The sequence below is a fragment of the Streptomyces kronopolitis genome, assembly GCF_050953795.1.
GTDB classification, from domain to species: Bacteria; Actinomycetota; Actinomycetes; order Streptomycetales; family Streptomycetaceae; genus Streptomyces; species Streptomyces kronopolitis_A.
In genome coordinates, this window is the sequence record NZ_CP191850.1 from 1348067 (window position 1) to 1370844 (window position 22778).

General features: G+C 71.2%; 17 protein-coding genes. 6 read left to right on the top strand and 11 right to left on the bottom strand.

The window, feature by feature from the left end:
* Positions 1-75 precede the first annotated feature (75 nt).
* On the top strand, positions 76-1026 hold the full coding sequence (locus ACQP17_RS05750) for an SDR family NAD(P)-dependent oxidoreductase (RefSeq protein ID WP_433855270.1): 951 nt from the start codon (positions 76-78) through the stop codon (positions 1024-1026).
* Between the two features lie 24 nt (positions 1027-1050).
* On the opposite strand, the gene manD is transcribed toward ACQP17_RS05750, so the two are convergent.
* Complete coding sequence (gene manD / locus ACQP17_RS05755; RefSeq protein ID WP_433855271.1) at positions 1051-2265, bottom strand: D-mannonate dehydratase ManD; 1215 nt, start codon at positions 2263-2265, stop codon at positions 1051-1053.
* Between the two features lie 312 nt (positions 2266-2577).
* Here manD and ACQP17_RS05760 point away from each other — a divergent pair, with 312 nt between their 5' ends.
* Positions 2578-3339: an IclR family transcriptional regulator gene (locus ACQP17_RS05760; protein ID WP_433855272.1), complete on the top strand. Its 762-nt coding sequence runs from the start codon at positions 2578-2580 to the stop codon at positions 3337-3339.
* A gap of 78 nt (positions 3340-3417) precedes the next feature.
* On the opposite strand, the gene ACQP17_RS05765 is transcribed toward ACQP17_RS05760, so the two are convergent.
* The gene (locus ACQP17_RS05765; RefSeq protein ID WP_433855273.1) at positions 3418-4359 is read right to left on the bottom strand and encodes a LysR family transcriptional regulator; all 942 of its coding nucleotides are present in this window, start codon (positions 4357-4359) and stop codon (positions 3418-3420) included.
* Positions 4360-4413: 54 nt separating this feature from the next.
* Between ACQP17_RS05765 and ACQP17_RS05770 the strand changes: the two genes are divergently transcribed.
* The 3 genes from ACQP17_RS05770 (at position 4414) to ACQP17_RS05780 (ending at position 7842) form a co-directional block, all read left to right on the top strand.
* Positions 4414-5838 (top strand): MFS transporter, encoded by a 1425-nt coding sequence (locus ACQP17_RS05770; protein ID WP_433855274.1) that lies wholly within the window; start codon positions 4414-4416, stop codon positions 5836-5838.
* 419 nt (positions 5839-6257) lie between these two features.
* Positions 6258-7451 carry an FAD-dependent oxidoreductase gene (locus tag ACQP17_RS05775; RefSeq protein ID WP_433855275.1) on the top strand — a complete coding sequence of 398 codons (1194 nt, stop codon included), beginning with the start codon at positions 6258-6260 and terminating at the stop codon, positions 7449-7451.
* Positions 7452-7701: 250 nt separating this feature from the next.
* Complete coding sequence (locus ACQP17_RS05780; RefSeq protein ID WP_433855276.1) at positions 7702-7842, top strand: hypothetical protein; 141 nt, start codon at positions 7702-7704, stop codon at positions 7840-7842.
* 131 nt (positions 7843-7973) lie between these two features.
* On the opposite strand, the gene rph is transcribed toward ACQP17_RS05780, so the two are convergent.
* Positions 7974-10598: a rifamycin-inactivating phosphotransferase gene (rph, locus tag ACQP17_RS05785; protein WP_433855277.1), complete on the bottom strand. Its 2625-nt coding sequence runs from the start codon at positions 10596-10598 to the stop codon at positions 7974-7976.
* A gap of 629 nt (positions 10599-11227) precedes the next feature.
* On the opposite strand from rph, the gene ACQP17_RS05790 reads away from it, so the two are divergent.
* Positions 11228-11923: an alpha/beta hydrolase gene (locus tag ACQP17_RS05790; protein ID WP_433855278.1), complete on the top strand. Its 696-nt coding sequence runs from the start codon at positions 11228-11230 to the stop codon at positions 11921-11923.
* Positions 11924-11947: 24 nt separating this feature from the next.
* Here ACQP17_RS05790 and ACQP17_RS05795 read toward each other — a convergent pair whose 3' ends face one another.
* The 8 genes from ACQP17_RS05795 to ACQP17_RS05830 all read right to left on the bottom strand — a co-directional run bounded on the left by ACQP17_RS05795 (position 11948) and on the right by ACQP17_RS05830 (position 22449).
* Entirely contained in the window at positions 11948-13006 is a 1059-nt protein-coding gene (locus ACQP17_RS05795; RefSeq protein ID WP_433855279.1) for a zinc-dependent alcohol dehydrogenase family protein, read from the bottom strand.
* Between the two features lie 521 nt (positions 13007-13527).
* Positions 13528-16098 (bottom strand): ABC transporter permease, encoded by a 2571-nt coding sequence (locus ACQP17_RS05800; protein WP_433855280.1) that lies wholly within the window; start codon positions 16096-16098, stop codon positions 13528-13530.
* A 65-nt stretch (positions 16099-16163) separates the two neighbouring features.
* A complete protein-coding gene (locus ACQP17_RS05805; RefSeq protein ID WP_433855281.1) occupies positions 16164-16940 on the bottom strand; it encodes an ABC transporter ATP-binding protein in 777 nt (258 codons plus the stop codon).
* A 213-nt stretch (positions 16941-17153) separates the two neighbouring features.
* Complete coding sequence (locus ACQP17_RS05810; RefSeq protein ID WP_433855282.1) at positions 17154-17330, bottom strand: hypothetical protein; 177 nt, start codon at positions 17328-17330, stop codon at positions 17154-17156.
* A gap of 82 nt (positions 17331-17412) precedes the next feature.
* A complete protein-coding gene (locus tag ACQP17_RS05815) occupies positions 17413-18696 on the bottom strand; it encodes a HAMP domain-containing sensor histidine kinase (protein ID WP_433855283.1) in 1284 nt (427 codons plus the stop codon).
* Positions 18697-18706: 10 nt separating this feature from the next.
* Positions 18707-19444: a two-component system response regulator CseB gene (gene cseB, locus ACQP17_RS05820; protein ID WP_433855284.1), complete on the bottom strand. Its 738-nt coding sequence runs from the start codon at positions 19442-19444 to the stop codon at positions 18707-18709.
* 195 nt (positions 19445-19639) lie between these two features.
* Complete coding sequence (locus ACQP17_RS05825; RefSeq protein WP_433855285.1) at positions 19640-21751, bottom strand: ATP-binding SpoIIE family protein phosphatase; 2112 nt, start codon at positions 21749-21751, stop codon at positions 19640-19642.
* Between the two features lie 404 nt (positions 21752-22155).
* A complete protein-coding gene (locus ACQP17_RS05830; RefSeq protein ID WP_433855286.1) occupies positions 22156-22449 on the bottom strand; it encodes a hypothetical protein in 294 nt (97 codons plus the stop codon).
* Positions 22450-22778 lie beyond the last annotated feature (329 nt).

Genomic DNA, 22778 nt, shown 5'->3' on the forward strand with positions numbered 1-22778 from the left:
TCGGTGGGGGCTGCGACCTTGGGCACGGCAGGTGCTCCCCCGAGCACGCCGCCCGAGCGCAAGGAGTCCGTCACCGTGTCATCCGCATCCCGTAGCCGATCGTGGGACGTGCACCGGCTGCCGTCCGCCGCGGGCCGGAACACCCTGGTCACCGGAGGCAACGCCGGAATCGGCTACTTCGCGGCGGAGCAGCTCGCCGCCGCCGGCGCCACGGTCGTCCTCGGCAGCCGGGACCCCGCGAAGGCCGAGGCCGCCATGGCCTCGATCCGTGCTCGCGCCCCCGGCGCGCGGGTGGCACACCTTCCGCTGGACCTCGCCGACCTGGCGTCCCTGGAGTCCGCCGTGGACAGGCTGGAACTGGGCCATCTCGACGCGGTGGTGCACAACGCGGGGGTCGCGCTCGACGACCCGCCGCGCCGGGAGACCGGGGACGGCCACGAGCTGATGTTCGGCACCAACCACCTCGGCCACTTCGCGCTCACCCGGTGGCTGGCTCCCCTGCTGTCCGCGGCGCCGGCGGGCCGCGTCGTGACGGTGGGAAGCTTCGCGGCCCGGTCCGAGCGGCTGGACCTGGACGACCTCCAGTCCACCCGGGACTACCGGCCCAAGCGCACCTACGGCCGGTCGAAGCTGGCGCAGATGTCCTTCGGCTTCGCCCTCGACCGCCATCTGCGTGCCGTCGGCAGCACGGTGCTCAGCGTGGTGGCCCACCCCGGCGGCGCGCTGGACTCCCTCACCCCGTCCCGTCCGCCGGTCGTCGTGACCACCCCCGGCGAGCGGCTGCGTGCCCTGCCCGCCGGGCTGGTGGTGCAGGGCAAGCACGCCGGAGCCCGGCCCGTCGTCCGCGCCGTCCTCGACCCGGAGGTGCGGGGCGGAGAGCTGTGGGGGCCCAGGGTCTTCGGCCTGCGGGGCGCACCACGGCGGGAACCCGTCCCCGCCCACATGGCCGACCCGGCCGTCGCCGCCGCCCTGTGGGCCGTAAGCGCCGAACTGACCGGCACCGCTCGGCACCTCGGCTTCCGGTAGGCGCACGGCCGGCCGCCGCCGCGTTCACCAATCGTGGACCGAACCGTCCGCGAGGGTGTTCACCGGGAGGTACTTCGGGTCGTACGCGAAGCGGTCCGCGGCCTCCTCGTCGTACTCGACGCCGATGCCCGGGGCGTCTCCGGGGTGCATCAGGCCGTCCTCGAAGGTCCAGGTGGTCTTGAACACGTCCTGGTACGGGGGCAGATGCTCCATGTGCTCCTGCATCCCGAAGTTCTGCACGGACAGGTCGACGTGCAGGGCGGCGGCGAAGGAGACCGGCGAGACGTCGCCCGCGCCGTGCACACCGGAGCGGACGCCGTAGAGCTCCGCCAGCGAGAGGATCTTGCGGAGGTGGCTGATCCCGCCCGCGTGCGAGACGGACGTACGGATGTAGTCGATGAGCCGTTCGGTGATCAGGTACTGGCAGTCCCAGATGGAGTTGAAGACCTCGCCGACCGCCAGCGGCGTGGTGGTGTGCTGCCGGATCAGCCGGAAGGCTTCCTGGTCCTCGGCCGGGGTCGGGTCCTCGATCCAGAACATCCGGAAGAGTTCCAGGGACTTGCCCAGGTGGGCCGCCTCGATGGGGGTGAGCCGGTGGTGGACGTCGTGCAGGAGGTGGAAGCCGTGGCCGAACTCCTGGCGCACCGTCGCCATGTACCGCGGTACCCAGTTGAGGTACCGGCCGGTGTCCCAGTCCTCCACCGAAGGCCGCCCGCCGCCGGCCGGCTCGCCGGCGCTCCGGTCGCCGTCGGGCATGCCGTAGACCTGCTCGACGCCGGGGACGACGGCCTGCGCGCGCACCGCCCGGAAGCCGCGGTCGAGGATGCGGCCGACGTCGTCGAGGAGCTGGGGGATGTCCTCGCCGCTGGCCTGTCCGTAGACGGTGACCCCGTCGCGCACGGCGCCGCCGAGGAGTTGATAGACGGGCAGACCCGCCTGCTTGCCCTTGATGTCCCACAGGGCGACATCGACCGCGGCGATGGCCGTCATGGTGACCGGCCCGCGCCGCCAGTAGGCGCCCTTGTAGAGGTACTGCCAGATGCGCTCGATGCAGGACGGGTCCTTGCCCAGGAGCAGCAGGCACACGTGATCGCGCAGGTAGGAGGCGACGGAGAGTTCACGGCCGTTGAGCGTGGCGTCGCCGATGCCGGTGACCCCGTCCGAGGTGGTGATCTTGAGGGTGACGTAGTTGCGTCCGGGGCAGGTGATCAGGACCTTGGCGTCGGAGATCGTCGTCATGATGCGCTGCTTCCTTGTACTGCACGGAGAGGAGGTGGAGGCGTGGGGCAGGAAGAGGCAGGGCGGGCGGGAACCACCCGGCCGGCGCCGGCGCAGTCGGCGCGGGGGGGGCGAAAGATCGGCCCTGTTCCACGTAGTGAAACCAGGTATCGTGTAGCAGAACTTCTTGACGCCACCGTAAGCAAACGGGGGTACCCCGTGCCAAGGGAACAAAGGCCCGAATCACACGGCCCGCCCCCCGCGGACGACGCCGCAAGCGCAGTCGGCGGGGACGACGCGGACAGCGCGCCCGGACTGAACGGGCTGCCCGGGGTGACCGCACGCCGCGGCCGGACCTCGGCGGCCGGTTCCGCACTGGAGAAGTCGCTGCGCATCCTGGAAGCGGTGGCCGCCCCGGGCGGCCCGCACCGCCTGATGGACGTCACCGAGGCCGCGGCCGTCCCGAAGTCGAGCACCTACCGGATTTTGGCCTCGCTGATCGCGCAGGGCTTCGTCCGCCAGGAAGCCGCCGGCCGCTACGGCGTGGGCCCCCGGCTGCACGGACTGTCCGCGCAGGTCATCGGCGGCGCGGAGCCGGCGAGCATCGGTCACGTGCTGGGCGAGCTCCAGCAGACCACCAAACTGACCGTCCATCTGGCGCTGCACAGCGGCGAAACCATCACCTGCATCCGCAAGCTGGAGGGCGACCAGCCCTTCCGTACGGCCTCGCGCATCGGCGTGCGCATGCCCCTGCACACGACCGCGATCGGGAAGAGCATCCTGGCCCGCCTCCCCGCCGAGGAGGTCCGGGCCCTGATCGCCGGCGGCCTGCCGGCCCGCACCCCCCAGACGCTGACCTCGCCCGAGGCGCTGGAGGCCGACCTGGAATCCGTCCGGACCCGCGGCTACGCCATCGACGAGGAGGAGAACGAGCCCGGCGTCCGCTGCATCGGCGCGGCCGTCCTGGACCACGCGGGCCGCCCCGTCGCCGGCGTCTCCCTCACCACCGTGACCTTCCTGGTCCCGCGCGACCACCTCACGTCCTACGCACCGGACTTGCGCGCCGCCACCCAGGCCCTGGCCCCCCTGCTCTGAATCTCGCCCCGCCGTCCCCCGACTCCACCTCCCCCTTCCCCGGCTCACCACCCCGCACCGCATCGCATCCCGCACCGCTCAGCCGGACACCCTCTCCGGCGGCAGCTCCCGCAGGGCGTCGCGCACCGTCTCACGCACCAGCCCGCGCAGCCAGCGGTGCCCGGGGTCGGCCTCCTGGCGCGGATGCCAGGCCATCTCCAGCGACATCGACGGCAGTTCGAGCGGTACCGGCAGGGTGCGCAGGCCCAGACGGCGGACGGTCGGGGCCGCGGCCCGGGCGTTGGCCAGGCCGACGGCGTCGGTGTCCTGGACCATCATCAGCGAGGCGGCGAAGGTCGGGACGGTGGCGATCACCCGGCGCCGCAGGCCGAGTTCGGCAAGCGCGGCGTCGACCGGGCCGGTCAGCCGGCCGCGACGGGAGAAGTTGAGGTGCGGCGCGGCGGCGAAGCGGGCCGCGGTGAGCTTTCCCCTGCTCAGCGGGTGTCCGTCGCGCACCACCGCGACGCTGTGGTCCACGAACAGCTCCTCCCTGCGGATCTCCGGCTCCAGGCTGTCGATGACCCCGAGTTCGAGGTCCGCGGAACCGTCCCGCAGCAGGGGCACGTCGACGGAGCTCTCACCGAGGAAGCGCAGCACGACCTGCGGAGCCTGTTCGGCGGCACGGGCGAGCAGGCCGGGGCCCAGGGCCGTGACGAAGAGGTCGTTGGCGTAGAGGGTGAAGACGCGGGCCAGCGCGGCCGGGTCGGCGGGTGCGGACGGGGCCAGCACGCCGTGGGCAGCCTCCACCAGCCTGCGCACCTCGGCCCTGATCTCCAGCGCCCGCGGGGTGGGAACCATGTGGCGGCCGGCACGGACCAGCACGGGGTCGCCGGTCGTGCGGCGGATCCGGCCCAGCGCCCGGCTCATGGCCGGCCCGGAGAGTCCGAGCCGGTCGGCGGCCGCCGTCACGCTCTGCTCTTCGAGCAGGGCGTCCAGCGCCGTCAGCAGGTTGAGGTCAATGTTTGCGTTTCGCGCAATCATGGAGTGCATACCTTGCATTTGAAGTTAATGAGGGCCAAATCTAACGTGCCGGCCATGACCACGACCGCTTCTCCTCCCGTTCCCGCCGCCGGTGTCCGCCACGGAGGCCGCTCGGTGACCGCCGCGATGTGCGCCTGCGTCCTGGTCGCCCAGTCCCTGGTGGCCGCGATCAATCTCGCGATACCCAAGATCACCGCGAGCGCGTTGCACCCCTCCCACAGCCAGATGCTGTGGATCGTCGACATCTATGTGCTGGTCTTCGCCGGACTGCTGATCCCGGCCGGGGCGCTCGGGGACCGCTTCGGCCGCAAAGGCACCCTCCTGACCGGGCTGGGCGCGTTCGGCGCGGGCACCCTGCTGTGCGCCCTGGCCCCGGAGTTGCCGGTGCTGATGGCGGGCCGCGCCCTCTCCGGCGCCGGGGCCGCGCTGCTGGTGCCGGCGACCATGTCCGTGCTGCTGCACACCGCCCCGCCCGAGCGCAGGGCCGGGGCGGTCGCCGCCTGGAGCACGGCGATGGGGGCCGGCGGACTGGCCGGCAACGCGGGCGGCGGACTGCTCGTGCAGTACCTGCCCTGGCAGGGGCTGTTCCTCGTCTACGTGCCGCTCGCCCTGGCCCTGCTGGTCTGGGTCGCCCGCTCCGCGCCCCGGGTCCCGACGCAGACCGCGGCGCTCGATCTGCCGGGCTCGGCACTGCTGGCCCTCGGCGCGGGAACGCTGCTCTTCGGCATCATCGAAGGCCCGGACCGCGGCTGGCTCTCGGCCCCGGTGGCCGGCGCCTTCGCCCTGGCGCTGGTGCTGATCACGGTGTTCGTCCGGCACGGCCTGCGCGCCGCGCACCCGATACTGGACCCCCGGCTCTTCCGGCTGCCGCGACTGCGCGCCGGCAGCGTCGGCATCGCCGTCACCTTCTTCGGGATGTTCGCGCTGTTCTACGTCAACGGGCAGTTCCTGCAGTACGTGAAGGGCTACTCACCGATGCAGACGGGTGCCGCGATCGTGCCGCTGGCGGTGGGAATGATGGTGTGCACGAAGCTCGGCGTGCACGGCGCCGAGCGGCTCGGCGAGGCCCGCACGGCCGGCGCCGGACTGGCACTGATCGCGACCGGCCTGTTGCTGCTCTCCACCGCCGACGCCCACACGTCCTACCTCCGCTACCTGGTGTTCCTCCTGGTGCTGTCGGCCGGCGCGGGGCTGGCGATGCCGACCCTGTCGCATGCGATCGTGGCATCCGTACCGGCGAGCCGCTCCGGCATGGGCTCCGGCCTCCAGGGCGCGGCAAGGGAGTTGGGCGCATCCCTGGGCATCGCCGTAACAGGCACCGCCCTCTCCACCCACCTCACCTCGGGCACAACCCACGCCACCACGTTCACCGAGGCCACGACCCTGAGCTACCGGATCGCCGCGGCAGTGGTGCTCCTGGTGGGCATCACCGTGGTGACGGGGTTGCGCACCCGCACGCGAACCGATGGTGGGACCTGAGCCCAGGCGCATACGCGGGCCCGCTAACTCCAGCTTTCTCAGGTCGAGTTCGGCGACATGGCACCGCCGCAGATCAGGAGCTTCGCCAGGCCACGCCGCATTGCTCGCACGGGCGGCCCTTGGTCAGCCGGCCGCGGAGCGTGAGCTCATCGACACTCTGTCTCCTTGGCTGTTCGGGAGTGCCGGTCAGCTCCAGAAGTCCGCTGCGCCGCTCGGACGGATCCCGCCCGGTCCCGACTCCTCTCGCGAGGCGTGTCCTTCGCCCGGCGTACCGCCGCCCCGAGTGTGCCAACAGCCATGAGTCACCGCGTAGTTGCGGGCGGGGCTCCGTGCGCACTGCGGGCCCGTCGGCCGCCACCGCCGGGTGCATCATGGATTTGGACGCCCGAGGGGACCGACACAACAGAGCGGACTGGTACGTGACACGCATTCTGGTCATCGGTGGTGGGATCGCGGGTACGGCGACCGCGCTGGCGCTGCACAAGGCAGGTCTTGAGGTCACCGTGCACGAGGCGCATCCGGGCACGGCCGAGGACATCGGGGCGTTCCTGACCCTGGCCAGCAACGGGATGCGCGCGCTGGCGCAGCTCGACGCCTCGGAGGTGGTCACCTCGCGCGGCTTCCCGCTGCGCACCATGCGGGTGCTCGACGGCCAGGGCGCCGAGATGGCCCATGTGCCGCTGGGCGAGGCCGACGACGCCCTCCTGCGGTACCGGTGCCTGCGCCGCGCGGAGTTGCACACCGCCCTGCAGGCCGAGGCGGTCCGCCGGGGCATCCGGCTGACGCACGGTAAGCGGTTGGTGTCCGTCGAGAACGGCACCGACGGCGTGAGCGCACGGTTCGCGGACGGCAGCGTCGCGACCGGTGATCTGCTCGTCGGCGCGGACGGCCTGAACTCGGCCGTCCGGCGATCGGTCGCACCCGGCGTGGAGCCCGTCTACGCGGGGCAGAGCGTCTACTACGGCTACACGCGCACCGCCCCGGTCGCGGAGGAGACCGGGCACATCACCATGGTGCGGGGCAGCGCCGCGGCCTTCGGCTACGCGGTCTCGCCGGACGGGGAGGTGTACTGGTTCGCCCGCGTCGGCGGCGAGGCCGTACCCGCCGAGGAGCTCGCGCACCCCACGCCGTCCCGCTGGCGGGAACACCTCGTCGCGCTGCTGGGCAAGGACGCCACCCCCGCCGCGGGCATCGTCGCCGCCTCCACCGACGACCTCATGGCCACCCACGCCACCGAGATCCCGCCCGGCACCCCCTGGCGCTCCGGGCGCACGGTACTCATCGGCGACGCGGCGCACGCGGCCTCCCCGGCGACGGGGCAGGGAGCCTCGATGGCACTGGAGGACGCCGTCGTCCTCGCCAAGGCCCTACGGGACACCCCCGACCTGGACAGCGCCCTCTCCCTCTACGAGGCCTGCCGCCGGCCCCGCGTGGAGCACAACATCACCGCCAGCGGGGAGATCTCCCGCGGCACCCGTCCGCCGTCCCGCGCCGCCGGTGGGCCGCCCCCGCAGCGCCCCGGCGACGACACCCTCATCGCCCAGCTGGACTGGCACCGTGATCTGCACGCCGACGGCGACGCCGACGCCGGCGACGTGGGGCAGGCCGGGTAGGCCGGGTAGGCCGGGTAGGCCGCCGGCGAAGGCCGGGAGAACCGGCTGAGCACGCACCGCACCGGCCTCTGTCGCCGTGCGTTTTCGGGCCGTGCGGAAACACCGTTTCCGCCTTCGCAGAAGAAACCACACTCACCCGAACGGCCGACCCATTTCGCGGCGAACTTGCGGGGTTCCCCCATTCAGCTGACGCTGAAATGACCTACGCCTTTGCATCGCATTCGTGATCACACCTTCGTCGGGAGGCCCCGTGATCGTGATGGGTCTGCTTGTGCCGTGGATACTTCTGCTCGTGATGATCGGGCTGGATATTTTCGAAGACCGCCTGTTTCCTCCATCGGCGGCACCACCTCCGGAGGAGAACCAGCCCGAGCCCGATGAGCGGGAATAACGGGCGGTGTCCCCAGCCCCTCACCGGATTCGGGAGTCAGTCCCGTCGGTCCGGTGAGGGGGCATTCCGGCCGGGCCCGCCCGGGACGCTGTCCGGCAGGTGAGCGAGGACAGGGAAACCGCCCCACCCGGTCAGGGCAGGATTTCGACGTACCCCTCGGTTCCGTGGACGCGGATCCGCTGCCCGTCGCGGATCAGCCGGGTGGCCTGCTCCACGCCCACGACGGCGGGCAAGCCGTACTCGCGGGCGATCACCGCGCCGTGGGTCATCAGGCCGCCGACCTCCGTCACCAGGCCCGCGATGCCGACGAACAGCGGCGACCAGCTGGGGTCCGTGAAGGTCGTGACCAGGATGTCGCCCGCTTCGAGATCGGCCTTGGCCATGTCCAGGATGACGCGGGCGCGCCCCTCGATGGTCCCGGCGGAGACCGGCAGTCCGGTCAGGGCGCCGGCCGGCACGTCGTCGCGCCGGTACGCACCGGTGACGGCCTCGCCGTCCGAGGTGAGCACCCGGGGCGGGGTGAGCGCGTGGTACGACCGGAACGCGTCCTTGCGCTGCTGGATGAGCCGGCCGTCCACCGCCTGCGCGCGCACGGCCTCGCGGAATTCCTGGAACGTGAGGTAGAAGACGTCCTCCTTCTCCGGCAGCACACGGGCCTGCACGAGGCGCTCGGCCTCCCTCAGCAGGGCCTGCTTGTAGAGGAAGTAGCGGCTGACGATGCCGTACTTCGGGTACTCCCGGTACCCGATGAAGGTTCTGACCCGGTCGATCATCCGCCGGGCCTCGTCGGCCTTGCGGTCCCCGTCGGGCAGGGCCCGCAAGCGTGCCAGCACGTCCCGTTCCTTCTTCTGCGCTTTCTCCCGCCCGTGCGCGAAGCGCCGCTCGGCGGCACCCGGCTCGAAGTTCCTGACGTGGTCGAGGATCACGGGCACCAGCGTGGTGGGACGCTCGCGCCACCGTGGCCTGGTGAGGTCGATCTCGCCGACGCAGCGCATGCCGTACCGGTCGAGGTAGGCCTCGATGGCGTCGCGCGCTTCGGCACCACCCGTGCACTTCGCCAACTCACCCAGGAAGGCTGCGTCCTCGCCGTCCTCAACGTCCTCGACGTGCTCCACTCCCCGCAGGAACTCCACCACCTGCGGATGCGGACGGATCACGTCCGCGACATCGAGCAGCGCCAGTCCCATCTCCGACGTGACGTTGCCGGGGGCGGACAGCGTGAGCGTGTCGGCCGCGTTCTTCTCGCCGAGCCACTCCCCCAGCTTGTCGTTGAGCCACCACGTGGCCTCCATCCCCGCCATGATCGCCTGAAGATTCGGCGGATCACCGAGGACCCGCTTGTGCTCCGCGAAGGCCTCCAGCAGGAAGTCGAACAGCGCCGGCCCGGACTGCGTACGGATGTCGCGCTCCAGGGCGGCGATGGACGCCCGACTGCGCTCGATCAGGTCGGTGACGAGGGCCGGATCGGTCTCCATCGGGGCGGACACCCCGCCCGCCGGCGGCCCACCGGGACCCGCGTCCGGGAGCGAAGGGACGAAATCGCCACGGTCGAGGACGGTCTCCAGCGCGTCCCTGGTCAGCGGATCGCCCCTCCCCAAGACGTCCAGGAGACCGGCGCGGCTCGCGGGCGCGGCCAGGCGCGGGGTGACATCGACGAACAGCCTCCCGCCGGCCTCCAGCATCGGCACCATGGCCGTCAGCCGCCACACGGAGAGACCCAGGGGCTTCATGGGGTCGGTCATCATCTGCCCGTGACCGACGGAGACATAGACGTGATTCTCCTGGTCACCGCTCTCCGGAACGGGGAACAGCGTCGTGATCGGCCGGCTCTGCACGATCTGGAAGCCGTCATCGGTCAGGCACCATTCGATGTCCTGCGCCCGGCCGAAGTGCGCCTCGATCCGCCGCCCGAGCTGCACGAGCCGCACCACCTGCGCGTCCGTCAGCGCCGGCTGCCCCTGCCGCTCCGCATCGATCGCCACTTCCCGCGTCCCGCCTCCCGGCAGGGCCTGCACGGCACACTCCTTGGCGGCGATCGTCCTGGCGACGACCTCGCCGTCCCGCACCGTGAAGACATCCGGGTTCACCAGGCCGGAGACCAGGGCCTCGCCGAGGCCGAACCCGGCGTCCACGGTGGCGACCTTCCGGTTGCCGGTGACCGGGTCGGCCGTGAACAGCACCCCGGCCGCCTGCGGGAAGACCATCCGCTGCACGACCACGGCCATGTGGACCGCACGGTGGTCGATGCCGTTGCGCCGGCGATAGGCCACGGCCCGCTCGGTGAACAGCGAGGCCCAGCACCGGCTGACGTGCCGGAGGACCGCCGCCGGCCCCACGACGTTCAGGTAGGTGTCCTGCTGGCCGGCGAAGGACGCGGTCGGCAGGTCCTCGGCCGTCGCGCTGGACCGGACGGCGTAGGCCTCCCACTCGCCGAACCGGGCGAGTGCGCCGGTGATCGCCGCCGCCAGATCGTCCGGAATGGCGAGGTCTTCGATGATCCGGCGGATCCGCGCGCCGAGCGTGCGGATCGCCTCCCGGTCGTCCGGATCCACGCGCGACAGCTGATCGAGCAGCTCGCCGCTCGACGGCGCCTCCGCCATGATCCGCCGGAACGCGTCCGTCGTCACACAGAAGCCACCCGGCACACGGACCCCTTCGATCCGCGACAGCCCGCCCAGGTGCGCCCCCTTGCCGCCGACGACCGCGCCATCCGTCTCGGCGATCTCCAGAAGATCTCGCACGTACTGCTCGCTCATCGCGGCACCTCCTGCGAGGACACCGCGCTCCGCCGCGACGCGACGGCCGACCTCATCGCCGGCATCTGCCACCGCACCGCCGGTCCTCCCACCGGCCCCACGTCACCGCGTCCCCCGTACACCGACAACAACACACGCACGTCGTGCCCTCATTTCCGCAGGTTGTGGCATCGGCCGACGATTCTGCGCCACGACGGGGGCCTTGCCGCAAGCCCCCCAACAGGCTATAAATTAAGAGTGGCAAGGAGAGCGCTCTCCTTGCCTTTGTCGTTTTCCGGCGGTGCGGCGACTCCGGAAGACCGGCACCGGGCCGCGACGAAGGCTGAGGGCTTGCAGGGTGGCCCACGTGCGCAGGGAAACGTGTGCAAGGAAACGTGTGCAGGGAAAGCGACGGCCTTCTCGTCGTCCTCGTCGTCCCGATCAGCTCCGAGGAATTCCCGGAGACGGGAGACGCGTATGTCATGCTGCCGACCCCTTTTCATGGACCTCGCAACGGGCGACGCCCGCATGGGCACAATGAGGGAAAGGGAGTTGTCGCGCGCGACCAAGCGCCACCTCTCTTCTCGTCGCGGCCCGTCGGCCGGGGCGGAATGCCGGCCCGGGGCGGTCGGGTCCGACGTGGAGGTGCGATGAGAGTCGTGTTCGTGCACGGGGCGTGCGTGCGGGACGGGTCGTGGTGGTGGCACCGCACCGCCGAGCTGCTGCGGGAGCGGGGAGTGCCGAGCGTGGCCCCGGCGCTGCCGAGCTGCGGCGAGACGGGCTCCTCCGGCGGCGTCAGCGGTCCGGGACTGCCCGAGGACGTCGCCGCGGTGCGGCAGGTGCTGCGGGCCGGCGACGAACCGACCGTGGTGGTCGCCCACAGCTACGGCGGTGTCGTCACGGCGGAGGCCGCTTCGGGAGTCGCCTCGGTACGCCACCTGGTGCTGATCTCCAGCTACCTGCCCGAGATCGGGCAGAGCCTGTCCGACTTCGGGGACGGCGGTCCCGCTCCGTTCCTCGACGTCGACCCCGACGCCGGCACGTTCGGGGTCCGCCCCGAGCTGCTCGTGGACACGTTCCTGCAGGACTGCGACCCCGAGGTCCAGGCGCAGGCGGCGGACCACCTCGCCCGGCAGAGCATGCGGGTGACCGCGCAGCCGGTCGGGGCGGCGGCATGGTGGCAGTTGCCGTCGACGTACCTCGTCTGCGCTCAGGACCGGGGCACCCCGCCGCGGCTGCAACGCGAGTGCGCCCGCCGAGCCGACAGCGTCGTGGAACTCGACGCCGGCCACCACCCGTTCCTCTCCCGGCCCGCGGCCGTCCGGGACCTGCTGCTGAGCCTGTGACGACAGCCGCGGACGAGGTGCCGGTCAGGAATCCTCGAAGACGAACAGCGGTTTGGTGCCGTGCGCGGGCTTTTCGGCGAGCGCGACGGCTTCCGTGAAGCGTTCGAGCGGGAACGGCTGGCCTTGCGGAATGCTCAGCACTTCATCGGTGACAAGTCCGCGAACCTCGGACAGCGCGCGGAGTATCTCCTCGGGTGAGGCGGTGCCGAACCAGCGGTTCAGCCAGAAACCACGGACCGTTTTGGTCTCGTAGATGAGCGAGCGTGCCTGCAGCGGAATGGTCAGCGCCGCCGGGTCGGTCTGCCGATGGGTGGAAAGCGCGCCGTAGACCACGACTTCTCCGCCCGGAGCCAATGCCTGGGATACCTGGGAACCCACGTCACCCGCGACACAGTCCATGGCCTTGTGCACGCCGGCCGGTCCGGCGATCTCGGCCACCCGCCGCAACAGGTCCTCGTCTTCGGTGCAAATGACCTCGTCACCGCCGAACGCCGTGATCTCCTCAACGGCAGCACGCCGCCGCACGACATTGATCGTGCGAATTCCCAGATGCCTGGCCAGCTGAATGGCGAGCCGGCCGACGGTGGAGCCCGCGGCCGTCTGCAACAGCCATTCACCCGGCTGTACTTCGAGTGTGCGCGTCACCAGGAGCAGCGCGGTCAACGGATTGACGGCGAGTTGACAGGCGCTGGAGTCGCTCAGATGGTCGGGGACCGGCAAAATCCTCTGTCCATCGGCAACAAGGTATTCCTGCCATGTGCCGGCTGCTTGAGGCCCGGGTATCGCCGGAATCGCCGCGACCACCACGCGCTCGCCGGTCTTCAGCCCCTCAGTGTCCGGGCCCAGGGCCTCGATACGGCCCATGCATTCCATGTGCCCCCCAACAGTGGGAAACTCGGGGGAGAATCCGTAGCGGCCCCGCAGCACATGCAGGTCACTTGCGTGAATCGGCGTCGCCTTCACACGGATCAACGCCTGACCGGCTTCGGGCGTGGGGACGGGCCTGGATTCCAGCTGCAGGACCTCGGCGGGCTCGCCGACCTTTCCCGCTACGAGCGCGCGCCCGGAATTCTGTTTCACCATGGCTCTCTCCCACTGACTGGGCTGCGGAGCGGCCCCCATGAGGGGAATGCGCCCTTACCAGCTTAATGAGCCGGGCACAATCCGGCTTGGTGAGCACGACAGTTCTCCCGCCGGTGCGTCTCCCGGAGCCGATCCATGCGCCCGGTGGTGTGCGCAGCGTTTGCCGGTACCTGCTCTCTGTGACGCGTGACCTGGTATGGCACGCGGCTTCTCCCCGGGGCCGCCCGGCGCCGTCGTATGCCCATGGCACCCCGAGGACCTTCTTCCCCGACCGGCAGCCCCGTCGCCTACGTCAACGCCGCACTTCTTGTTGCATCGTGGGAGCCGGGGCTGCTGAGTCGGCATCAGGCAGCAGCGGTCTGGGCGGCGTTGCGTGTGGAGGTGGTTCCGATGCCGGTCGGCGCACATGCGTCCGGGAGCCGGGCCGGCCGCAGGCGCCGCGCGGTGTCATGCCTCCCCTCGCGCGGGCGGGACGACGACGTCGCCGGCCCGTGGGCATCCATGCGCAGCGCAGCCGTGCCTCACGCCTGCGCGACGGCCTCCAGCGGGTTGAGGGCGGCGGCCCGGCGGGCCGGGACGGTAGCGGCGAGCGCGCCGGTCGCGAGGGAGAGGAGGCACACGAGGAGCAGCTTCCCCCAGGGCGGCGCGAAGGCGTAGTGCGGCATGGCGCCGTTGGCCAGCGAGCCGACCGCCCAGGCGCCGAACAGGCCGCCTGCCAGGCCGAGAAGCGTGCCGAACGCGGCAACGGTCACCGCCTCCAGGCGGATCATCCGCCGGATGCCGGCGCGGTCCATGCCGAGGGCGCGCAAGGCGCCGATCTCCCGGGTACGTTCGGCGACCGACATGGCCAGGGTGTTGACGATGCCGAGCGCGCTGATCACGACGCCGACGGCGAGCATCCCGTACATCACGTTCAGCAGGTCGCCCAGGGTGCCCGCGGCCTGGGCGACGAGCTGATCGCGGTCCTGCACCGTGATCAGCGGGCTGTTGCTGACGGCGGTGTGCAGCTGCTTCTCGAGGTGCGCCGAGACCGCGCCGCCGTCGGTGCGGACCAGGATGCGCTGGACGGAGCCTGGCTTGAGGGCGTTCCTGGCCACGTCGCCGCGGGCGCCCAGCGCGTCCTTGGCGACGGGGTTGTCCTGATAGACGCCCACGACGGTGTACTTCGTGAACCGCTGCTCGGGGCCCGTGCCGAAGGCGCCGACATTGAGTTCGCTGCCCACGGTCGCGTTGTTCTCCCGGGCGAGGGTGCGGGAGACGGCGATCCGGCCCGGACCGAGATCCTTGGCGGAGCCGCTGACGAAGTCGAGCTTCATGGTGTCGTTGACGGTGCCGGGGTCGACGCCGGAGACGTTCCGGACGCTGCCGCCGATGGTCGCGGTGGCGTCCGAGACGGCGGTCGCGGTCAGCACGCCGGAGGTCTCGGCCACCCGGTGTACGGCGCCCGCATCGATGGCGGTGGTGGGGGTGCCGGTGCTGATCACGTAGTCGGCGCCGAGCCCGTCCGCGGCCTGGCGGTCGAGGGCCTGCCCGGTGGAGTTTCCGATGGCGGCGAGACCGGCGATGAGGCCGGTGCTGATCAGCAGGGAGGCGGCGGTGGCGGCGGTGCGCCTCGGGTCGCGGAGCGCGTTGCGCTGGGCGAGACGGCCGGTGATCCCGAAGCGGCCGGTCAGCCGTCCGGTCAGCCGGATCACCGGGGAGGCGAGGATCGGCGCGAGGACGATCAGGGCGGCGGTCAGGAGAGCGCAGCCGAACATCGCGTGCTGCAGGTTCGTCTCCGAGGCGTCCTCGGCCCCCGAGAGCGAGACCAACACACCGGCGCCGAGGGCGAGGAGCGCAAGGCCCGCCACGCCACGGATCCGGGACCGCTGGGCCGAGGGCGGTTGCTCCGTCGTACGCATCGCCTCGACGGGCGCGACCTTCGCGGCCTTGCGGGACGGCAGCCACGCGGCGAGCACGGTGACGCCCACGCCCACACCGAGCGCCGCCGCGACCGGGCGCGGGCCGATCACCAGCGGGCCCTGGGGCAGCGCGCTCCCGTCGGTGCTCAGGATGCCGGGCAGCACCGAGGCGATGCCGAGGCCGAGCAGGAAACCGGCCGCCGAGGCGACGAGGCCGGCCAGGAGGGCCTCCAGGAGTACTGAGCGGGACACCTGGCGGCGGGTGGCGCCGATCGCCCGCAGCAGCGCGATCTCACGGGTGCGGCGGGTGACGAGCATGGTGAAGGTGTTGACGATGAGGAAGGAGCCGATGAACAGCGAGATCCCGGCGAAGACCAGCGGCAGCTTCGTGTAGCCCCGGGTGAGGGTGTCGACGAGAACGGTCTGCTGGTCGGCGAGGGCGGCGCCGGTGGTGGCCTCGGCGCGATCGGCCGGGAGCGCGTCGGTGACCCGCTGGGCCAGCGCGGACGGGGCGGTGCCGGGTGCGGCGGTCAGATCGATGCTGGTGTAGTGGCCCGGGGAGGCGAACAGCTGCTGGGCGGTTGCCTTGTCGAACAGGGCGAGCGTGCCGGCGGCGGTCACCCGGGTGTCCTTCGTGGTGACGATGCCGACGAGCCGCTTGGTCATGACGGGGCCGTCGGTGGCCAGGGTGACCTTGTCGCCGAGGCGAAGGCCGCCGGCGGTGGCGGTGGTGCCGTCCACGGCGAGTTCGCCGCTGTTCTGCGGGGCACGGCCCTCGGCCAGCGGGTAGCGCCTGTCCTTGCCGTCCGTGCCGGGGAGGTAGCCGTCGGCCAGGTTCGCCCCCGGCTTGACCCGTAGCGGGGTGTTGTCGGCCGCGTTCATGGTGGCCGCGCCTTCGGCCGACGGCCGTACGGCGGCGACACCGGGCACGGCGGCCAGCTTCCGTGCGAGCGCGTCGTCGAGCGCGCCGGTCCGCTGGTGTGTGGCGGCACCCGGCGGGGGTTCCTTCGCGGTCACGCTGACCGCGATGTCGGCGTAGTTCTTCGACATGGCGTCGCGCGAGGCGGCGGCGGTGGAGTCGGCGAAGACGAGGGTGCCGCTGACGAACGCGACGCCCAGGCAGACCGCGAGGACGCTCATGAGCTGGCGGGCCTTGTGCGCAAGGAAGTTGCGCAGGGCTGTGGTGAGCATGGGAAGCCTTCGGGGGGGTGGGCTCGGCGGATGCGAGCGGGCGAATTCGGTCCTGGGCGAGGGGGCTAGCCGGTGTGTGCCCGGGCGCCCAGGCTCTTCATCAGGCCCAGGACCCGGTCCGGGGTCACGTGTGTCATCTCGTCGACCAGGCGGCCGTCGGAGAGGAAGACCACGCGGTCGGCGTAGCAGGCGGCGACCGGGTCGTGGGTGACCATCACCACGGTCCGGCCCAGCTCACGCACCGAGTCGCGCAGGAAGCCGAGGATGTCGGCCCCGGCGCGGGAGTCCAGGTTTCCGGTGGGCTCGTCGCCGAAGATGATCTGGGGTCGGGAGGCCAGGGCGCGGGCGATCGCCACGCGCTGCTGCTGCCCGCCGGACAGCTGCGCGGGCCGGTGGCCGAGGCGCTGGGAGAGTCCGACCATGGTGATCACGCGGTCCAGCCACTGCTGGTCCGGGCGGCGTCCGGCGATGGTCGGCGGCAGCGTGATGTTCTCCAGGGCGGTCAGCGTCGGCAGCAGGTTGAACGCCTGGAAGATGAAGCCGATCCGGTCGCGGCGCAGCGCGGTGAGCTGCCGGTCGCCCAGGGTGCTCAGTTCGGTGGTGCCGATGCGCACGGAGCCGGAGCTGGGTGAGTCGAGCCCGGCGGCACAGTGCATCAGCGTGGATTTGCCGCAGCCGGAAGGGCCCATGATCGCGGTGAACTCGCCCTCCCGGAAGTCGACGCTGACCTGGTCCAGGGCGACGACACGGGTGTCGCCGCTGCCGTAGAACTTCGACAGGTCGACGGTGGCGGCTGCGATCCCGGGCGCGGCGTGCGGGGCGAAGGGGGTGGCGGCGGACATGGGACTCCTCTTCGGGTGCGGAAGGGTGCACTTCGAAGGGTGTCCGGGGAACGTATCGGGGCCTGAGCAACTGCGTATCGACGACGGCGCCGCTTTGTAGCAGTTCTGTAGGGCCGGCGCGGGGCGGGGTCCTGGACGGTCGGAGTGCTTCTCCCCCGTCCACCCCGACCGCAGGGCGATCAGTTCATGGGCGGGCTCCTACGACCGCTCCGACTACGTCACGCATCGGGCCAGCATGCCGACGATCAGGAGCGTCCCACCGAAGCCCCCCGCGATCAGGGCGAGCAGGGCGGCGGGCTGCCACAACTCACCCGCCGCCCTGTTCGCGGAGAAGGCACCGATGATCAGCAGCACGGACGTGAGGACGGCGAGTGCGCCGACGGTCCACACGCCCCCGGACCACGCCGCTCCGCGCGCGGGAGGCGACGCCGCTCCGGGGCGGCTGAACAGGGAATGTGTTGCCGGACGACCCTCATGCCGACGGGGCAGTTCCGCGGGAGCCCGCCGGGCGGAGCGGCAGGCGCAGCGTGGCGAGGGCGCCGCCGTCCGGGGCGTTCTCCAGGTGCAGTTCGGCGCCGAGGAGCCGGGCCTGGCCCAGGGCGATGGTCAGGCCCAGGCCGTGGCCGGTGCCGCGCTCCGTCGCGCCCGTCTGGAACCGCCGGGGGCCGTGGAGCAGCAAGTCCGCCGGGAAGCCGGGGCCGTGGTCGCGCACGACGACCGTGCGGCCCTCGACGCCGACCTCCACCGGGGGCCCTCCGTGCCGGTGGGCGTTGACGACGAGGTTGGCGACGATCCGCTCCAGACGGCGCGGGTCGGTCTCCACGGTCGGAGCGGCATCCGTCCCGGCGACGGTGACCTCGGTGCGCAGGCCGGTGCGTGCCACGGCCTCGGAGACGACATCACCGAGCGGCACCCGGGCCGGGACCGGCCGCTCGGCCCCGGCGTCCAGTCGGGAGATCTCCAGCAGGTCTTCCACCAGGCCACGCAGATCCCGCACCCTGACCCGCAGCAGATCCTCCGTCTCACCGGCCGGCAGCAGGTCGGCGGCCGCCAGCAGGCCGCCCACGGGGGTGCGCAGCTCATGAGCCACGTCCGCGGTGAACTGCCGCTCAGTACGCAGCAGTTGGCCGAGACCGTCGGCCATGCGATCGACGGTGGCGGCGATCTCGGCCACCTCGTCGCGGCCCTTGGTGGGCCCGGTGCGGGCGTCCAGATCCCCGGCGGAGATCCGGCCCGCGGTCTCGGAGACCCGCCGCAGCCTGCGGGCGACGAACCCGGCCCCGTAGACCGCCAGCGGCACGGCCACGGCGAGTGCGAGCAGCGAGGCCACCGCCATGGTCATGTCGAGTTGGCGCAGCGTGTACAGCTCCGCACTCATGTTGACGCGCACCGCCAGTACCCGGCTGCCCGGGCCACCGACCCGCTGGGCGGCCCAGGCGCTGGGGCCCGTGTTCCCCTCGACACGCCCGTCGTAGGCCGTGTGCCGCTTGTCGTCGGCGGGGTGCCGCAGCGCGAGGGGCAGCTCGGCCGGATTCAGCTCGGCTCCGTCCGCGAGGGTTCCGGTGCGCCGGTAGGTGTCCATGGCCGAGTACACCGTGTTGAACGCCTGGCCTTCGGCCCGGGAACGGATGTCGTCCGCGGTCCACAGATGCACCAGCACCCCCACCGTCGCCACGACCAGGCAGGCCGTGACCGCGGCCAGCGCGGCGATCTTCCAGCGCAGGGACGACAGGTCCGGCCGCAGCCGTCGGAGCACCCGCACGTCCTCAGCGCCTGAACTTGTAGCCGAAGCCGCGGACCGTCTCGATCCGCTCCCGCCCCAGCTTCCGCCGCAGCCGCTGCACGCACAGGTCCACCACCCGGCTGTCGCCGTCCCAGCCGTACTCCCATACGTCGCGCAGCAGGGTGTGCCGTTCGAGCACGACGCCGGGGCGGGCGGCGAACTCCAGCAACAGCTTCAGTTCGGTCGGGGTCAGCGCCACCGGGCTTCCGGAGAGGCACACCTCCATGCCGGCGGTGTCGATGCTCAGATCGCCGAACACCAGCATCTCCCCCTCGGCCGGCGGCCCCTCGTCCGCGGGCCGCCCGGGCTCCGGGGCGGGCGCGTAGGTCGCCCGCCGCAGCAGCGAGCGGATGCGCGCGACCAGCACATACGTGTCCACGGGCTTGACCACGTAGTCGTCCGCCCCGGCCTCCAGACCGGCGACGACATCGAGCCCGTCGCCGCGCGCGGACATCATCAACACGGGCACCAGGCTGCTCTCCCGGACCCGGCGGCACAGGCCGATCCCGTCCAGACCGGGCAGCATCACGTCCAGCACCAGCAGGTCGAAGCTGTCGTCGCGGAAGAGCTCAAGGCCCGTGAGCCCGTCGGCCGCGGCCGTCATCTCGTAGCCGTAACGCTCCAGGGCGACGGTGAAGGACCGCCGCATCAGCTCGTCGTCCTCCACCAGCAGCACGCGGACGGGCCGCGCAGGGGCGCCGGCCGGGGCGGACGAGGACACGAGCGGCTAACTCCCCTTCGGACGATTCAGCTGAGGCCGCGGTTTCGCAGGTACCCACGCGCAGCCGACGACCTGAGTGAAAGGGTAAGCCAGACACCGAACGCGGCAACCGCGCCGCACGACGGACACGCATCGCACCCCACCGCGCCCAGGTCGACGGATGGATATCTCCGCGGCAGCCACGGTCGAGGGTCCTCACCGCGCCTCCACCGGGCCGGCCATCTCGAACCAGACCGATTTCCCGCGTCCGTACGGGGCAGTGCCCCATGCGGTGGCCAGCTCTTCCACGATCACCAAGCCACGGCCGCTCTCCGAGAAGGTGTCGATTTCCGCATCGACCGTGATGGGGGCGGGCACCGGCGGCCGCGTGGAGGAATCGCGGACATCCACCCTGATGCGGTCGGGGTATTTACGGAGCCGCACATCAACTTCGCTGTCGGCGTGGACAAGACCGTTGGTGACCAGTTCCGTCGCGAGCAGCCCGGTCTCGTAGGAAATCGCGTCGAGTCCCCATTCCCGCAGGACATCGCGAATGAACTGGCGCACCTCCCGTACACCTCGTACGTCATGACGCTGGATGTACAAACGGCTGACGCGAGAAGGAACGCCCTCCGTATTCCCCTCGTACCGCGCCAGAAGCAGGGCGGTGTCGTCGTCGTGGATGGCGGTTTCGGTGGTGATCCGCAGGAGGCGATCCGCCAGGTCTTCCAGACCATGACCGCTCGCTTCGGCCAGGGTGTCCAGCAATTGCCGTGTTCCGGCGCCGACGTCGAGGGTGTGCGAGCGCACCAGCCCGTCCGTGTAGAGCGCGAGAACCGTCTCAGGAGCAAGGGTGACCTCGACGGACTTGTAATTCGCGTCCGGATCCACCCCTAGAGGGAGTCCGACATCGAGCGCCGGGACCGCGGTCACACCGTCCGGCTGTCTCAGAACCGGCAGGGGATGGCCGGCGCTCGATATCTCCGTGGTTCCGGTCGCGAGGTCGACCCAGGCGCAGCAGCACGTGACCAACCGCCCGGGCTTCAGGTCGGTCAGGAGCTGGTTCATCCGGCGCAGGAGGTCCGCGGGGCGGTGACCCTCCGCGGAATACGCCCGCACGCCGCTGCAGATCTGGCCCATGACGGCGGCCGCGGAAGAACTATGGCCCTCCACGTCTCCGATCACCAGTCCCACGTTGCCGTCGGGCAGAGTGAGCACGTCGTACCAGTCCCCGCCGACATCACCGCTCTCGGACGCGGAGAGGTAACGCGCCGCGCACTCCAGCTGTTCGAGGTGGGGCAGCGCATGGGGCAGCAGAACCTGCTGCAGTTCCCGGGCCATCGCGTGCTCCCCGTCGGACAGGCGGGCACGCTCCAGCGCTTGGCTGAACAGGGTGGCCATGGTGACCAGGGCCGCCCGTTCCTCGGCACGGAAGTGACGGGCACGGACGAAGGCCAGCAGGAGCACTCCCTGTTGCTGCGCAATCCCCGTGAGCGGCAGCAGAATGCACGCCCCCCGCCCGTCGGAAAACCTCCCGAGGGGATTCTCGGCGATGTGCTCGGCGGACTCCAGGAATACCGGCGCATCGTAGAGCAGGATCCGGGTCTCAGCCGATCCGTCCGCCGCCGGCGTCCGGCTGAGCGCATCAATCAGCTCCCCCGAATATCCCGAGCAGCCCACAAGGCGCAACCGACCCTGCTCCTCCACGCAGACAGCCATCGCCTGCGCCTCAAGCGGCTTCATGATGCGCGCCGTAGCCACTTCGACGACGTCTTTGATGTGCTTTGCTTCCACCAGCGCCGAGGCAAGCTTGTGAATGTGGTAGACGAATGTGATGTCGACCGAAAGCGATTCGTCAGGCGCAGACATAAGGAAGAGCGGATTGAGTGAGAGTTCCGCGAGATCGCCGGCGCGGGACGCGTGGAGAAAACCGCTCAGAGTATCGCTCAGCTCCTTGCAGCGCAGTAGAGCAGCGGACAGGTCGGCACCGCCCCCCAGGGGAGGCTCCCAAATTCCCGTCATGACCCCGAGAGCATTCTCCCCTTCGCCACCACCGAGCGGTGTCGATATCACCGTGTACGGGAACGGCATGGTCACTTGAGGCGACCGCTTGGCCGGTGAGCTTTCGAAAGCCTGCCGGCCGTCTCGATACGCCTTCGCCGCCGTATAGTTCGCGCTTTGCACGGCGATGTGCTCCGCCACCGTGAATACGGACACCGGGTGCCCCACGACCAGTGCCGCGATCAGCGCTTTACCGTCGGGCGACGGCACATATACGATCGCAGTGCTGGCGCGCAGTTCATCCACCAATCGGTGCAGGGTTGCCATTACCGGAGTTTCCCGAATCCAACCCGGCTCCCCGCGCTGCGGCGTGCCGAATCCGTCTGCAAAGACCGGCGATCGGCTGTGGCCACTGCGTGCCATCACACACATCCCGTCAAACGGATGCCCTCTCGTCCCAAATCTCGCACACCACGTGGCAGGTTGCTAGTAGAGCCTTGCCACTGACGCATCACGTTGGGTGTGCGGAATTTCGCTCACTGTATTGCGGGCGGACGGGGAGATTTCCTGCGTGTCCGAGCCGGGGCGATGAATTCACCCGGGAGGTGTTCGCACCGCCGCTGCGGAGGGAACCACACGAGTAGGGCTCGCACCCTCCGCACGGCCGACCTCGACGGCACGGCAGAACGAGCCTCGGAGGGAAGCGCGCCGCCGCGCCCTCGTACGGTCGTTCAGGAAACGCCGGTCACGGGCGTGTCCTTGGGGGCGGCGGTGCGGCGTTCCCGTACGTGGGCGTAGCCCATGAGGCCGAGGAGGAGCGCCAGGAGTACGGCCGACGAGCCCGCCGTGCCGAGATCGAGGCCGCCCTTGGCCACCGGCTTGGCGAGGAAGTCGCCGGCGGTGGCCGGGAGAGGGTGCCCGACGTCGCCCTCGCCGAGCATCTTCAGCTCGGCATCGTCGCGGCCACCGATGACCGCCCCCGCGCACTCGGCGGTCGGCTCCTGGAAGACCACGGCTGGCGGCATGGCCCGACCCCGGCCCTCTACTCCCTGGACATCTACACCCCGCCCATCACGATCGACCGCAGCGAAGCGCTGGCAAAGGCCGCCGACGCCACACTGTCGATGCACCGATCCGGCCTCCAGGTCGCGGCCCAGTCCGCCCTCGCTCTGGAAGCAGCAACGCGCCACCGCACTGCCCACGCAACGACGGCGAACCACGGTCACGACCAGGACCTCAACACCCGCGCGTCCCCCCTCAGCGCTGCCGGGGCTGGCCGCCGGCCCAGCCCGTGCCGCCCTCCCGGGCACCGCTCCGGTACCCGATCCCGCCCACCCCGGTCGCGCCGGCCCGG